Origin of the sequence: Streptomyces lanatus (assembly GCF_014655715.1) — a bacterium.
GTDB lineage: Bacteria > Actinomycetota > Actinomycetes > Streptomycetales > Streptomycetaceae > Streptomyces > Streptomyces lanatus.
This window is the reverse complement of sequence record NZ_BNBM01000002.1, coordinates 584,141-597,885: the sequence shown is the minus strand read 5'-3', so window position 1 is coordinate 597,885 and position 13,745 is coordinate 584,141. Positions and strand designations below refer to the sequence as shown.

Annotated in this window: 12 protein-coding genes; 7 read left to right on the top strand and 5 right to left on the bottom strand. The window is 70.2% G+C overall.

The window, feature by feature from the left end:
- A complete protein-coding gene (locus IE325_RS07825; protein ID WP_190068979.1) occupies positions 1-924 on the top strand; it encodes a LysR family transcriptional regulator in 924 nt (307 codons plus the stop codon).
- 55 nt (positions 925-979) lie between these two features.
- On the opposite strand, the gene pepN is transcribed toward IE325_RS07825, so the two are convergent.
- Entirely contained in the window at positions 980-3,553 is a 2,574-nt protein-coding gene (gene pepN, locus IE325_RS07820) for an aminopeptidase N (protein WP_190068978.1), read from the bottom strand.
- Between the two features lie 112 nt (positions 3,554-3,665).
- Between pepN and IE325_RS07815 the strand changes: the two genes are divergently transcribed.
- From IE325_RS07815 to IE325_RS07805, 3 genes are read left to right on the top strand one after another with little or no spacing between them, the layout of a single operon-like run.
- Complete coding sequence (locus IE325_RS07815; RefSeq protein WP_190068977.1) at positions 3,666-4,139, top strand: DUF1203 domain-containing protein; 474 nt, start codon at positions 3,666-3,668, stop codon at positions 4,137-4,139.
- 58 nt (positions 4,140-4,197) lie between these two features.
- Positions 4,198-4,428, top strand: a complete 231-nt coding sequence (locus IE325_RS07810) for a ribbon-helix-helix domain-containing protein (protein WP_190068976.1) — start codon at positions 4,198-4,200, stop codon at positions 4,426-4,428.
- The gene (locus IE325_RS07805) at positions 4,415-4,762 is read left to right on the top strand and encodes a type II toxin-antitoxin system PemK/MazF family toxin (RefSeq protein ID WP_190068975.1); all 348 of its coding nucleotides are present in this window, start codon (positions 4,415-4,417) and stop codon (positions 4,760-4,762) included. The genes IE325_RS07810 and IE325_RS07805 overlap by 14 nt, the downstream gene beginning before the upstream one ends.
- A 60-nt stretch (positions 4,763-4,822) precedes the next feature.
- Here IE325_RS07805 and IE325_RS07800 read toward each other — a convergent pair whose 3' ends face one another.
- Entirely contained in the window at positions 4,823-5,839 is a 1,017-nt protein-coding gene (locus IE325_RS07800) for an aspartate-semialdehyde dehydrogenase (RefSeq protein ID WP_190068974.1), read from the bottom strand.
- Positions 5,840-6,149: 310 nt separating this feature from the next.
- Between IE325_RS07800 and IE325_RS07795 the strand changes: the two genes are divergently transcribed.
- Both IE325_RS07795 and IE325_RS07790 read left to right on the top strand, forming a co-directional pair.
- Complete coding sequence (locus IE325_RS07795; RefSeq protein WP_190069228.1) at positions 6,150-6,677, top strand: RNA polymerase sigma factor; 528 nt, start codon at positions 6,150-6,152, stop codon at positions 6,675-6,677.
- A gap of 1 nt (position 6,678) precedes the next feature.
- Entirely contained in the window at positions 6,679-7,383 is a 705-nt protein-coding gene (locus IE325_RS07790) for a hypothetical protein (protein WP_229911703.1), read from the top strand.
- A gap of 59 nt (positions 7,384-7,442) precedes the next feature.
- On the opposite strand, the gene IE325_RS07785 is transcribed toward IE325_RS07790, so the two are convergent.
- A complete protein-coding gene (locus IE325_RS07785; protein ID WP_190068973.1) occupies positions 7,443-10,727 on the bottom strand; it encodes a S8 family serine peptidase in 3,285 nt (1,094 codons plus the stop codon).
- Positions 10,728-10,916: 189 nt separating this feature from the next.
- On the opposite strand from IE325_RS07785, the gene IE325_RS07780 reads away from it, so the two are divergent.
- Positions 10,917-11,375 carry an NUDIX hydrolase gene (locus IE325_RS07780; RefSeq protein WP_190068972.1) on the top strand — a complete coding sequence of 153 codons (459 nt, stop codon included), beginning with the start codon at positions 10,917-10,919 and terminating at the stop codon, positions 11,373-11,375.
- Positions 11,376-11,385: 10 nt separating this feature from the next.
- Here IE325_RS07780 and IE325_RS07775 read toward each other — a convergent pair whose 3' ends face one another.
- Together IE325_RS07775 and IE325_RS07770 are read right to left on the bottom strand one after the other, a co-directional pair.
- Positions 11,386-12,534, bottom strand: a complete 1,149-nt coding sequence (locus tag IE325_RS07775) for a serine hydrolase domain-containing protein (RefSeq protein ID WP_190068971.1) — start codon at positions 12,532-12,534, stop codon at positions 11,386-11,388.
- A gap of 16 nt (positions 12,535-12,550) precedes the next feature.
- Positions 12,551-13,681, bottom strand: a complete 1,131-nt coding sequence (locus IE325_RS07770) for a serine hydrolase domain-containing protein (protein ID WP_190068970.1) — start codon at positions 13,679-13,681, stop codon at positions 12,551-12,553.
- Positions 13,682-13,745 lie beyond the last annotated feature (64 nt).

Here is a 13,745-nt window from a genome sequence, read left to right as displayed (position 1 = left end):
ATGGTCGACTGGGACATCCGGAAGCTGCAGATCCTGCGGACGTTGCGGGAACGGGGGACCGTGACCGCGACGGCCGAGGCGCTGCGGATGACGCCGTCGGCGGTGTCACAGCAGCTGACGAACCTCGCCAAGCAGGTCGGGGTGCCGCTCCTCGAGGCGCAGGGGCGGCGGGTGCGGCTGACGGACGCGGCACGCCTGGTGCTGCGGCACGCCGAGGCCGTCTTCGAGCAACTGGAGCGCGCGGACGCGGAGTTGGCGGCCTATCTGCACGGCGAGGCCGGGGAGGTCCGGGTCGGGGCCTTCTCCACGGCGGTGCGCGCGCTGGTCGTCCCGGCCGTGCGGGCGCTGCGGGAGACGGCGCCCGGCGTGGTCGTACGGGTACGGGAGGCCGAGGCCTCGGAGGCGTACGAACTGCTGGCCGCGGGGGAGGTCGACCTCGCACTGTCCCTGGCCGCCCAGGCACCGACGGTCGGCGATGCCCGCTTCACCCGACTGCAACTGCTCGCGGACCCCCTGGACGTCGCCCTCCCGCCAGACCATGAACTGGCGACCGCCGAAGGGCTCCGGCTGGCCCAGCTCGCCGGCGAGGACTGGATCTTCGGCGGCAGCGGCCCCTGGTCGGACATCACCCGGGGCGCGTGCGAGGCGGCCGGGTTCAGCCCTCGGCAAGGGCATTCGGCGTCGGGCTGGACGGCGATCCTGGCGATGGTGGAGGCGGGGATGGGCGTGGCGCTGGTGCCGCGGATGGCCGCCGTGGGCAGGGGCGGGGTCGTGATGCGGGAGTTGGGGGAGGAGCGGCCGGTGCGGCATGTGGTGGCGGCGGTGCGCAGGGGGAGTGAGGCGGGGGCGGCCCTGGAGAGGGTGCTGTCGGTGTTCAGGGATGTCGCCGCGGGGCTTGCCCAAGGGGCCCGGCGGATTCCCTGAGGACGACGGAGGGCGCCCGGTGCCGCGGCACCGGGCGCCCCAGGCATAGGTGCGCCTACTCCGCCGCCGCGTCCGCCTCCTGAGCCCGCAGCGCGCGCTCAACGCCCGCCCGCGACTCCGAGACCAGACGCCGCAGAGCCGCGTTCGGCTCGGCCGACGACAGCCAGGTGTCCGTCTTCGTCAGCGTCTCCTCGGAGACCTGGAGCGCCGGGTACAGGCCGATCGCGATCTGCTGGGCGATCTCGTGGGAGCGGGCGTCCCAGATGCCCTTGACCACCTCGAAGAACTTGTCGGTGTAGGGCGCGAGCAGCTCGCGCTGGTCGGTCTGGACGAAGCCGGTGATCACCGCTTCCTGGAGGGCGTTCGGGAGCTTGTCGGAGTCGATGACCGACGCCCAGGCCTCGGCCTTGGCCTCGGCGGTGGGGCGGGCCGCGCGGGCCGTGGCGGCGTGCCGCTCGCCGGCCGCCGTCCGGTCCCGGTCGTACTCGCCGGCGATCTCCGTCTCGTCGAAGCGGCCCACCGCCGCGAGGCGCTGTACGAACGCCCAGCGCAGCTCGGTGTCGACGGCCAGGCCCTCGATGGAGTGGGAGCCGTCCAGCAGGGACTCCAGGAGGTCGAGCTGCTCGGGCGTACGGGCCGCCGCCGCGAACGCCCGCGCCCACGCCAGCTGGTGGTCGCCGCCCGGCTCCGCCGCACGCAGATGGGCCAGGGTCGCGTCCGTCCAGCGGGTCAGCAGGGCCTCGCGGGCGGTCGGGGCGGCGTACAGCTCGATCGCCAGCTTCACCTGGCGGTGCAGCGACTGCACGACGCCGATGTCGGACTCCTTGCCGATGCCGGACAGCACCAGGGAGACATAGTCGCGGGTGGCGAGCTCCGCGTCCCGCGTCATGTCCCAGGACGACGCCCAGGACAGGGCGCGCGGCAGGGACGCCTCGAAGTCGCCGAGGTGCTCGGTGACGAAGGCGAGGGACTGCTCGTCCAGGCGGACCTTCGCGTACGACAGGTCGTCGTCGTTGAGGAGGATCACGTCGGGGCGGCGCTCGCCCGTGAGCATCGGTACGGCGGTCAGTTCGCCGTCGACGTCGAGTTCGAGGCGCTCGTCGCGCAGCAGCTTGCCGGACTCCTCGTCCAGGTTGTAGAGGCCGACGGCGATGCGGTGCGGACGCAGCGTCGGCTCGCCCTTGGCGCCGGCCGGGAGCGCCGGGGCCTCCTGGCGGATCGCGAAGGACGTGATCACACCGTCGGCGTCCGTCTCGATCTCGGGGCGCAGGATGTTGATGCCGGCGGTCTGCAGCCACAGCTTCGACCAGTTCGCCAGGTCACGTCCGGAGGTCTTCTCCAGGGCGCCGAGCAGGTCGGACAGGCGCGTGTTGCCGAACGCGTGCGCCTTGAAATAGGCCTGGACGCCCTTGAAGAACTCGTCCCTGCCGACGTAGGCGACGAGCTGCTTGAGGACGGAGGCGCCCTTGGCGTACGTGATGCCGTCGAAGTTGACGAGCACGTCGTCCAGGTCGCGGATCTCCGCCATGATCGGGTGCGTCGACGGCAGCTGGTCCTGCCGGTACGCCCAGGTCTTCGTCTGGTTGGCGAACGACGTCCACGCGTGCGGCCAGCGCGAGCCGGGGGCGTACGCCTGGCAGGCGACGGAGGTGTAGGTGGCGAACGACTCGTTCAGCCACAGGTCGTTCCACCACTCCATGGTGACCAGGTCGCCGAACCACATGTGGGCCAGCTCGTGCAGGATGGTCTCGGCGCGCCCCATGTACGCGGCGTCCGTCACCTTCGAGCGGAACACGTACTGGTCGCGGATGGTCACCGCGCCCGCGTTCTCCATCGCGCCCGCGTTGAACTCCGGCACGAACAGCTGGTCGTACTTCTTGAACGGGTACGCGTAGTCGAACTTCTCCTGGAACCAGTCGAAGCCCTGCCGGGTCACCTCGAAGATCGCGTCCGAGTCCAGGAACTCGGCGAGCGACGGACGGCAGTAGATGCCGAGCGGCACGCTCTGCCCGTCCTTCTCGTACACGCTGTGCACGGAGTGGTACGGGCCGACGATCAGCGCGGTGATGTACGTCGAGATGCGCGGCGTCGGCTCGAAGGACCAGACGTTGTCCTTGGGCTCCGGGGTGGGCGAGTTGGAGATGACCGTCCAGCCCTCGGGGGCCTTCACGGTGAACTGGAAGGTGCCCTTCAGGTCGGGCTGCTCGAACGCCGCGAAGACACGGCGGGCGTCGGGCACCTCGAACTGGGTGTACAGGTACGCCTGCTGGTCGACCGGGTCGACAAAACGGTGCAGGCCCTCGCCGGTGTTGGTGTACGCGCAGTCGGCGACGACACGCAGCACGTTACGGCCCTGGAGCAGGCCCGGCAGGGCGATCCGGGAGTCCTTGAAGACCTCGCTCGGGTCGAGCGGGTCGCCGTTGAGAGTCACCTCGTGGACGGTCGGTGCCACGAGGTCGATGAAGGAGTCGGCGCCGTTCTCAATGACGTCGAAGCGCACCGTGGTCACGGACCGGTAGGTGCCGCCCTCCTGCGCGCCGGAGAGGTCGAGATCGATCTCGTACGAGTCAACGGTGAGCAGCTTCGCCCGCTGCTGCGCCTCTTCGCGAGTCAGGTTTGTGCCAGGCACGCGGTCATCTCCTCGATATGTATGGGTTCGGTCATCCTTCCATGGGACCTGCACGGAATGCGATGTCCGTTTACCGCCGGTGGGCGGCGCGTACGCGCGTGAGGCTGGGGACATGACGACCTATCTCGCACGCCCCATCTCTCCGACGGTCCTGAAGGAGCTCCGCTCTGCTGACGACGCGGGACGGCGGACGGTTCCCGTGACCGACCAGGAGGGCGGCGCACCACTGCGCTGCTGCCTGCGCCGCAGCGCCCCCGGCGAGCGGATCGCCCTGGTCTCGTACGCGCCGCTGCGGCGGTGGGCGGCGGAGAACGGGGTCGATCCGGGGGCGTACGACGAGCAGGGGCCGGTGTTCATCCACGCCGAGGAGTGCGGCGGGCCGGACGGGGACGCGCTGCCCTTCACCCACGCCCACCGCACGCTTCGGCGGTACTCGGCCGACGGGCGGATCCTCGGGGGACGGCTGGTGGAGCCGGGGGATTTCGAGGCGGGGTTCGCGGAGGCGTGGGCCGAGCCGGGGGTGGCGCTGGTGCAGGTGCGGGCCGTGGAGTACGGGTGTTTCCTCTATGAGGTGCGCAAGGGGTAGGGTCCGATCGGTAGTACGATTGGTAGCCACGATGGTCATACCCTGCTACTCTGAGGGTATGAAGATCAGTGTGAGTCTGCCGCAGGAGGACGTCAGCTTCGTTGATCAGTACGCCGCGCGTACTGATGCCGACTCCCGGTCGGCCGTGATACACGCCGCCATCGAACTGCTGCGTCAGGCGCAGTTGGAGCAGGAGTACGCGGAGGCCTTCGCCGAGTGGGACGGAAGCGAGGACGCGGAGTTCTGGGACCAGTTCTCGGGTGACGGGCTGACCGATGAAGCGCGGTGACATCTACCTGGTCGACTACGAGCCGGTGCGTGGCAGTGAGGCCAACAAGGCGCGTCCGGCGGTGATCGTCTCGAACGACGGCGCCAACGCGGCAGTGGAGCGGACGGGGCGAGGAGTCGTCACGCTGGTTCCACTGACGACGAACACGGCCCGCGTCTTTCCGTTCCAAGTGCTGCTTCCCGCCGGGGAGTCCGGTCTGCTGAAGGACTCCAAGGTGCAGTGCGAGCAAGTGCGTGCTCTCGCCCTGGAGCGGTTGCTGCGGCGGATCGGTTCCGTGCCGCGTCAGCGTATGGCCGAGATCGACGTGGCGCTCCGGCGGCACCTGGCGCTCTGAAAACCCGAAGGGGCGCCCACCGTTCACCGGTGGGCGCCCCTTCGTCGTACGTGAGGCCCGTCAGCCCTTCAGCTCAGCCGCCACCAGCTCAGCGATCTGCACCGCGTTCAGCGCGGCCCCCTTGCGGAGGTTGTCGTTGGAGAGGAACAGGGCGAGGCCGTGTTCGACCGTCTCGTCGGTGCGGATGCGGCCGACGTAGGACGGGTCCTGGCCGGCGGCCTGGAGGGGGGTCGGGACGTCGGTGAGGGCCACGCCGGGGGCGGCGGCCAGGACCTCCTTGGCGCGCTCCACGCTGATCGGGCGGGCGAAGCGGGCGTTGACCTGGAGGGAGTGGCCGGTGAAGACCGGGACGCGGACGCAGGTGCCGGAGACCTTCAGCTCGGGGATCTCCAGGATCTTGCGGGTCTCGTGGCGGAGCTTCTGCTCCTCGTCGGTCTCGTTCAGACCGTCGTCCACGATCGAGCCCGCCATCGGGAGGACGTTGTACGCGATCGGCGCCACGTACTTGTTCGGCTCCGGGAACTCCGCCGCCGAGCCGTCGTGCGTCAGCTTCGGCGCGTCCTCGCCGACCTTCTTGACCTGCTCGAACAGCTCATCCACGCCCGCCAGACCCGAGCCCGACACCGCCTGGTACGTGGCGACGACCAGCGCCTCCAGGCCCGCCTCCGCGTGCAGCGGCCGCAGCACCGGCATCGCGGCCATCGTCGTGCAGTTCGGGTTGGCGATGATGCCCTTGGGGCGGTCGGCGATCGCGTGCGGGTTGACCTCGGAGACCACCAGGGGGACCTCGGGGTCGCGGCGCCACGCCGAGGAGTTGTCGATCACGACCGGGCCCTGCGCGGCCACCTTCGGCGCCAGCGCCTTCGACGTGGCGCCGCCCGCCGAGAACAGCACGATGTCCAGGCCGGAGTAGTCGGCCGTCGACGCGTCCTCCACCGTCACGCCGTCCAGGACCGTCCCCGCCGAACGCGCCGAGGCGAACAGGCGCAGCTCGGTGACCGGGAAGGCGCGCTCCTTGAGGATCCTGCGCATGACCGTGCCGACCTGACCGGTGGCTCCGACGATTCCGACCCTCACGGCGACTCCCTCTGTACGCGGTTCTGCATGTCTGCGGCCTTTCCATCATGCGGCCGACCCCGGTCCGCCTGTCCAATTCTTTGCGCTTCATACCCGTCGGCCACAGCACTCCGACCCGCCCCACGGTTCCGGAACTCCCGTCCGCACCCACTCTGAGCTGCAGATATTCGTCCTACGGCCGCCCCGCGCCGCAAGCTGTTCTGCCCCCGCGTGTCGGTGTGACGTACGCCTCGCGGAAACTCCTGCCCACCCGGTCGAACGTTTCGGTGCGCTGCGGCGTCGTAGAGGAAACGCGGTGAGGGGGTGGCTTGTGCTGCGCAGAAAGGCCCGCCGTGCCCAGGAGGACGATCGCACCGATCCCCTGGACACGGCCCAGGAACGCCGGGTGCGGGCGGTGCTCGCGCTCGGCGGCGTGCCGCAGGCGGACCTGCTGGACGGGGTACAGCAGGTACGTCTGCGGCTGCTGGAGCGTGCCGCGAGCGGACGTGAGGCGCCGCGCGACGTGTCGGCGTGGGCGGCGGTCGTCGCCTCCAACCTCGCCATGGACTGGCACCGGGCCAAGAAGCGCCAGGAGCGGCTGGGGGAGCGGCTCGCCTCCCTCCGTACGCTCGATCACCCCTCCGGCGAGGACACCAGCCTGCTCTCCCTCGCCGTCGGCCGGGGCATGGACGAGCTGCCCGACGCCCAGCGTCAGGTCCTCGTCCTGCGCTTCTTCGCCGACCTCCCGGTGCGCGACATCGCCGAGGAGCTGGGCATCCCGGAGGGCACGGTCAAGAGCAGGCTGCACACGGCGGTTCGGGCCCTGCGCGCCCGTCTGCACGAGGACGAGGTGGTGTGACGTGACCGCCGAGAACCAGAGCCGGGGCGCCGATGCGCTGATGGCCGCCATCAGCGGCGAACCGCTCACCGACGAGGCCCGCGCGGACGCCTCCTTCATGGCCGAGCACCGCGCCGCCGAGGCCGACCTCGCGCTCCTGCGCGAACAGCTCGGCATCATCGGCCACGCCCTCGCCGAGCCAGAGGCACCGAAGCCCGCCCCCATTCCCGTACGACAGCCCACCCGGCGCCGACTCCTCCCGCTCGCCCTCGCCGCCACCGCCGCGTCCGTCCTGGTCGGCATGGGCTGGCTGGTGGTCCAGGCCGGGAGCGGCGCCAACTCCGACGCGGGGGCGAGCAGCGCCGCCGACGAGGCGGCCCCCCAGTCCGGCGGCACCGTCTTCGGCAGCCCCAGCTACCTCGCCTGCTCCCGCCTGGTGGCGGAGGGGACGGCCACGGCCGTCGAGCAGCTCCCCGGTACCGAGTCGATCAGGGTCACCCTGCACATGACCCGCTACTACAAGCCCGACAAGGAAGGAGAGCAAGAGCTGACCTATGTGGTCGACCGGAATCTCGTCCCCGGTCTCCGCAAGGGCGACCCCGTGCTCATCGGCATCCTCGACGGCGCCCGCCAACCCGACTTCTGGGCGGTCGGCGAGCGGGACATCGCGCCCGAGCGGGCCTGGATCACCGCCTCGCTGCCCGAGGCACGGGAGCTCGGCTGCTGAGCCGAAAAAAAGGGGCGGGCGCCCGAAACGGACGCCCGCCCCCATCGCCGTACAACCGACTACGGCGTGACCTTCTCGATCTTCACATTGCCCACGCCCGCGACCGTGCCGCGCGCGTTGAGCAGCTGGACCTGGCCGAAGAACTCACGTCCCTCCGGCGCCGGAGCCAGCGCGGTGACGCTGCCGGAGAGCGTGGTCGACTCGCCCGTGCCGAGCTTCACCGGCGATCCGTCGACGGAGACGGTGCCGAGCGCGGCGGAGAAGAACACGTCCAGGTAGTCGTACGCCGTCGAGCCGGACGGCACCGAGTAGCCGACGACCTCGATGCTGTACTTCCCGGCGGCCGGCTTCGCGACCGAGACCGACTCCTCCGAGTCACCGTCGGCGGAGCTGCCGACCTCGGTGCCCGCCGCGTCGTAGACGACCAGGTCGAGGTCCGCGGCCGCGTCGGAGACATTGCCGATGGAGACGTCCAGCGAGGTCGCGCCCTCGGGCACGTCGACCGTGGTGGTCTGCGTGACGCCCTCGGTGATGTCCGGGCGCGCCGCCTTGGACGAGCCGAGCGGGCCGCCGGCCGGCTTGCCGTCGATCGCGGCGTAGTTGTTGGTCACCTTCCAGGAGGCGGCGGCCGGCGTGCCGACCTTGGCCTCCGGCACGGTCACGGTCTCCGGGTCGAAGGCCGCGCCGAGGACGGTGACGTCCAGCTTGTACGGGTTGTCGAGCAGCGGCGACGTACGGCGCGCCTCGACCTCGATCTCCCAGACGCCGGGCTGCGGGTCGGCGTAGGCACGCACGTCGGGCTTGCAGCCGTTGCCGTCGAGGTAGTTGTTGTAGCAGTACGGGGTGCCGGTGTTGTCGGACGGGACGCCGTACGGGTGGATGGCGATGAACCGGGTCTGGCTCTTGTCCTTCAGCCCGCCGATCGCGACCTCAAGCGACTTCGCGCCCTCGGGGACGGTCACGAAGTACGACTTGCTGCTGTTGCGCTGGGTCGAACCGGACGCCGAGTAGGTGTACTTCAGCGGCGCGGAGACCACGACCGTGTTGAGGATCTGCTTGTCGATGCCCTCGGTGCGCGGGTCGTCGACCTCAAGGATCGCGCTCTTGATGCCGGCCGAGGACGGCTTCGCGGCGACCTTGACGGTGACCGGCTTGTTCAGGCCGAGGCTGATCTCGTCGGAGCCGACGATGCGGAAGGTGTCCCCGGCGTTGTTTTCCAGGTGCAGCTCGTGCCGGATCGCCCGGTCCGCGCCGGACGTACGGGTGATGGTGACGTCGTACGTCTTCTTCTGGCCTGTCTTCAGGCCGCCCTCGCGGTCGTAGACGCCGGTGCCGAAGCCCGGGGTCTTCAGGAACTGGTCGATCGCGGTGTCGACCGGCGCCTTGACCGTGTACTCGTGGGCGGTGGCGCCGTCACGGATGGAGTCCCAGGCGTCCGGGATGTTGATGAGGCCGGCACCCTCCTCGTACGCCTGAACACCCTTGATGTGATCGGCAGTTGAGGTCAGCGCGGTGCGCAGCTTCGCCGGGGTCAGGTCGATGCCCTTGGCCTTCGCGGCGCTCAGCAGCAGCGCCGACGCGCCCGCCGCCTGCGGGGACGCCATCGAGGTGCCCTGGAGCATGGCGTAACCGGCCGGGAGGGAGTAGCCCGCCTCGGCGACCGGGGCGCCCGGCATCCAGGTCTGGATGGTGTTGATCGCGGCGCCCGGCGCGGACAGCGTCGGGGTGAAGCCGCCGTCCTCACGCGGACCGCGCGAGGAGAACGGCATCATCGCGTACGGCTTGGAGACCACCGAGCCGTAGTTGGCGGCCCAGGTCTCCTTGGACACGGTCGCGCCGACGGAGATGACCTTGCTCGCCAGGCCGGGGTCGCCGATGGTGTTTGCGCCGGGCCCGGAGTTGCCGGCGGATATCACCAGCTGCACGCCGTAGGTGTCGATGAGGCGCGTGTACAGCTCGGCGCGGGCGTTGTTGCCGTCGTTCAGCGCCGGCAGGCCGCCTATGGACATGTTGACGATGTCGACGCCGCGGTTGACGACGAGGTCGATCATGCCCTCGGTGAGCGCGACGTTGGTGCAGCCGCCGGACCAGGTGCAGGCACGGGAGGCGACGAGCTTGGCGCCGGGGGCCTGGCCGTTCATCCTGCCGCCGAACAGGCCGTTCGCGGCGGTGATGCCGGCGACATGGGTGCCGTGCTCGGACTCGATGACGCCGATGTTGACGAAGTCGCGCTTCTGGCCGACCCAGTCCCCGCCCAGCGGGTCCATCGGCACGTCCTTGCGGATCTGCACGACGAACGGCTGCCGCTCGGCGACATCGGTGGCCGGGTCGTCGGTGCCGAAGTACCCGATCTGGTAGCCGTCCTTGTACGGCTTCATCGGGGTGTCGTCACCGAAGTCGAAGTTGTTGTTGAGGTCGACCCGGACGGTGCCGTTCGCGGCGTCGTAGAGGACGCCCCAGGAGTCGGTCTTGTCGCCGTCGCGGTTGGCGTCGCCCGCCGCGTCGCCCCCCGTGGTGTACGACTCCAGGAAGGTGCTCACCTGGTAGGAACCGGCGGGCGCGGTCCAGGTCTTCCCGCCGTAGGTGAAGGTGGGCCCGGAGACGGAGGTCACCATCGGGCGCCAGGTGCGGTCGTTGTCCACCAGCGGGTCCGTCGCGGTGACCCAGTCGACTATCTTCCGCTCACCCGTGGTGGTCTTCTGCAGCGCCGGGTGGGCGAGGTCGATGCCGGAGTCGAGGATGCCGATGGTGACGCCGCGGCCGTCCGCCTTCGGGTTGTCCTTCACGAAATCGACGGAGCCGGTCTCGAAGGACGGGTTGTACGGGTTCTCGGCGGGGGTCCGCTTGCCGGGGGCGGGGTAGGAGGCCGCGCCGCTCGCGGACTTCTTCGTGTCCACCGCCGGATCGTCCAGGGGTATCTCCTCGCGCAGGTCGATGCCGTGCACCGAGGAGAGCTTCGCCGCGGCGGCGATGGCCTTGTCGGCCTTGCCGGTCGGGACGGTGGCCCGGACATAGCCGAGCTTGTCGTACGTACGGCCCACAGAGCCGACCGCGTCCAGTTGCTCGGCGACCTGCTCGGTCTGTCCGGGCGCGGTCGCGACCATCATCGTGACGTTCTTGGCGTCACCGGCCTTCGCCTCGGCGAGCAGGTCGGCATCGTCCGAACCGAGCTTGTCGTGCGCGGACTTCACACTCGGGTCGGTCGTGGTGGGCGCGGGGTCCGCGGCTATGGCCATCGGTATCGGCCCGGCCGCGGACAGCGCGGCGACGAGACCGACGGCCACGGCTATGCGGGCCGAGCGTCTCGCGCCCGGCTTCGGATCGCGCTGGGGGGTGAGGGTCATGGGCATCCCTTGTAGGTAAAGGAGCTTGAGGCGTCCGGTATGTGGTGCCGGACGACCGCACAGCCTGACGCAAGGGAAGGATGTTTGGGAAGAGTTGACCCGATCGAAATGGACGGGTGGGGAAAACCCCCTGGCCACATTTCGGAAGTCCACCCCATACAGGGCATAGGTGTGCTCTAACGTCCCTACGTGCGGAAGAACCTGAGGGTGGCGGCCTACGCCATATGCGTCCGCGACGGACAACTCCTCCTCGCCCGTTCCCCGGCCCCCGGCGGCGGCTTCGAATGGGTGCTGCCCGGTGGCGGCATGGAGCACGGCGAGGATCCCTACGACACGGTCGTGCGGGAGGTGGAGGAGGAGACCGGCTATCGCGTCGAGCCGACCGGCCTGCTGGGCGTGGACTCCGTCCGGCGCACGGTGCCGGGCCGCCTCGGCGGACAGGTCGACCATCACGGCGTGGCGCTCGTCTACGAGGCCCGGATCACCGGCGGCGAGCTGCGCTACGAGGCGAACGGCTCGACGGACATGGCGGCCTGGCATCCCATGGACCGGGTGGCGGAGCTGACCCGTGTCCCGATGGTCGGCAAGGGCCTGTCGCTGTGGCGGGAGCGACCGGCGGCCGGTCGGATCCCGGCCGCCGGGAGCTAGTCGCGCGGCCTCACCGCCCCTTACCGCAGAACTCGGCCTCGACCACGGTCGCCGTCTCCCCCGCCCAGTTCCCGTTGAAGTTGAAGGCGAGGGAGTGGCGGCCGTCCTTGGTGGTGACGGCCTCCGAGATCGAGCCCGGGATGCCGCCGCCATGGCCCCAGAGGGTGATGCCGCAGGACAGCCGGGTCTTCATCAGGCCGAGGCCGTAGCTGTTGGTGGCGTCGACGGGGACGGTCTCGGTCATCTCGGCCAGCTGCTCGCGCGGGAGAAGCCTGCCGCGCAGGAGGGCGGTGTAGAAGCGGCCCAGGTCACGGGAGTTGGAGATCATCTCGCCGGCCGAGTAGGCGATGGAGGGGTTGATCTCGGTGACGTCGTACGTCGGTCCGGTCGTCGTCTCGGCGAGCTTGGAGTAGAACCGGCTGCTGGGCCCCGGGACCGTCACCCGGGTGCCCGGGACGGAGGTTCCGGTCAGGTGGAGGGGCTTGATGACGCGGTCGCGCACCTCGTCGCCGTACGGCCGCCCCGTGACCTTCTCGATCACCATGCCGGCTGCGACGTAGTTGGTGTTGGAGTAGCTCCAGGACGCCCCCGGCTCGAATTCGGGCTTGTGGGTCATGGCGAGGGCGACCAGTTCCTCGGGCTTCTTGGTGTCGTAGCGGTGCTCGAAGAAGCCGTCCTTGAGGAAGTACGTGCGGGCGAATTCCTCGTCGTCCGTGTAGTTGAAGATGCCGCTGGTGTGGTTGAGGAGCTGGCGGAGCGTGATCCGGCTGCCGTCGTGGCCGTTGCCGCGCACGAGTCCCGGCAGCCACTTGTCGACCTTGTCGTCCAGCGACAGCCGGCCCTCCGCCTCCAGCTGGAGCAGCACCGTCGCCACGAAGGTCTTGGTGATGCTGCCGACCCGGTAGCGGTCCTCGGCCGAACGCGGCGCGCCCGTCCGGAGGTTGCCGACGCCCTCCGTCGCCGCCCAGGTGCCGTGGCCGTCCTTCGCGGTCAGCGTCACCCCGGGGACGCCCGCTTCGACCGCGGCCGCCATGGCCCTGCGGGTCTCCTTGTGGCCGGTGCCGGCGGGCGCCGCCGCCAGCGCGGGGGCGGCGAGGCCCAGAGACAGGGCCGCTGCCGTCGCCGCCACGAGGGTCGCGCGTATCGTCCGTATGGTCATGGTTCGTTCCCCCTTGTCACTTGCCGCAGAACTCGGCCTCGATCACCGCGTCCGCGTCCCCGGACCAGTCGCCGTTGAAGTTGAACGCCAGGGCGTGGCGCCCGTCCGCCGTCGTCACCGCGTCCGTGTTCGAGCCGTGGATGCCCCCGTCGTGGCCCCAGACGTGCACGCCGCAGCTGAGGGGGCGATCGACGAGCCCCAGCCCGTAGCGGTTGGTGCCCCTGGACTCGACCGTCGTCTTCATCTCCTTCAGCTGCTCGGGCGGGAGCAGCCCGCCGCGCAGCAAGGCGGTGTAGAAGCGGATCAGGTCGGCTGAACTGGAGATCATCTCGCCGCTGCCGTAGGCCAGTCGGGGGTTCAGCTCGGTGACGTCGTACGTCGGGCCCGTCGCCGTCCTGGCCAGCTTGGCGTAGGCGCGGCTGCTAGGGCTGGGAAGGGTGACCCGGGTGCCGGGGACCGAGGTGGCCTTGAGATGCAGGGGGCGGATGATTCGGCGGCGGATCTCGTCGCCGTAGCCGTTGCCGGTGGCCTTCTCGATCACCCGGCCGGCCAGCGCGTAGTTCGTGTTGGAGTACTTCCACGAGGTGCCCGGGGCGAAATACGGCTCGTGGGTCATGGCGATGGCGATGAAGTACTCGGGTTCCCTCTGGTCGTAGCGGTGTTCGAGGAAGCCTTCCGCGGCCATGTACGTCTGCTGGAAGTCCGGGTCCGCCAGATAGTCGTAGATGCCACTGGTGTGGTTCAGGAGCTGGCGCAGGGTGATCCGGCTGCCGTCGTGGCCGTTGCCCCGGACCACTCCCGGCAGCCACTCCTCCACCGTGTCGTCCAGCGACAGCCGGCCCTCCGCCTCCAGCTGGAGCAGCACCGTCGCCACGAAGGTCTTGGTGATGCTGGCGACCCGGTAACGGTCGTGCGCTGAGCGCGGCTCGCCCGTCTCCAGGTCGCCCACGCCGGCCGTCGCCGACCAGGTGCCGTGGCCGTCCCTCACCGTCGCCGTCACGCCGGGCACGCCGTCCGCGACGGCGGCCTCGATCGCCGTTCTGGTGGCCCCGTGACCGTTGCCGGCCGACGCCGCGACCGCCGGTCCCGCCAGGGCCAGCGACAGCGCCACGGCCGTCAACGCCGTCATCGTCGTACGTACAGTCATGCCTTTCTCCCCGTCTCGCACTCGGCTCGATCGAGGAGGCAGACCGGGGCTGTACGCGGAAGGT

Excerpts from the sequence above, each read along its gene's own strand:
- IE325_RS07825 (WP_190068979.1), top strand. The coding sequence starts at position 1 with ATGGTCGACTGGGACATCCGGAAGCTGCAGATCCTGCGGACGTTGCGG.
- IE325_RS07815 (WP_190068977.1), top strand. The coding sequence starts at position 3,666 with ATGACGACCTATCTCGCACGCCCCATCTCTCCGACGGTCCTGAAGGAG.
- IE325_RS07810 (WP_190068976.1), top strand. The coding sequence starts at position 4,198 with ATGAAGATCAGTGTGAGTCTGCCGCAGGAGGACGTCAGCTTCGTTGAT.
- IE325_RS07805 (WP_190068975.1), top strand. The coding sequence starts at position 4,415 with ATGAAGCGCGGTGACATCTACCTGGTCGACTACGAGCCGGTGCGTGGC.
- IE325_RS07785 (WP_190068973.1), bottom strand. The coding sequence starts at position 10,727 with ATGACCCTCACCCCCCAGCGCGATCCGAAGCCGGGCGCGAGACGCTCG.
- IE325_RS07775 (WP_190068971.1), bottom strand. The coding sequence starts at position 12,534 with ATGACCATACGGACGATACGCGCGACCCTCGTGGCGGCGACGGCAGCG.
- IE325_RS07770 (WP_190068970.1), bottom strand. The coding sequence starts at position 13,681 with ATGACTGTACGTACGACGATGACGGCGTTGACGGCCGTGGCGCTGTCG.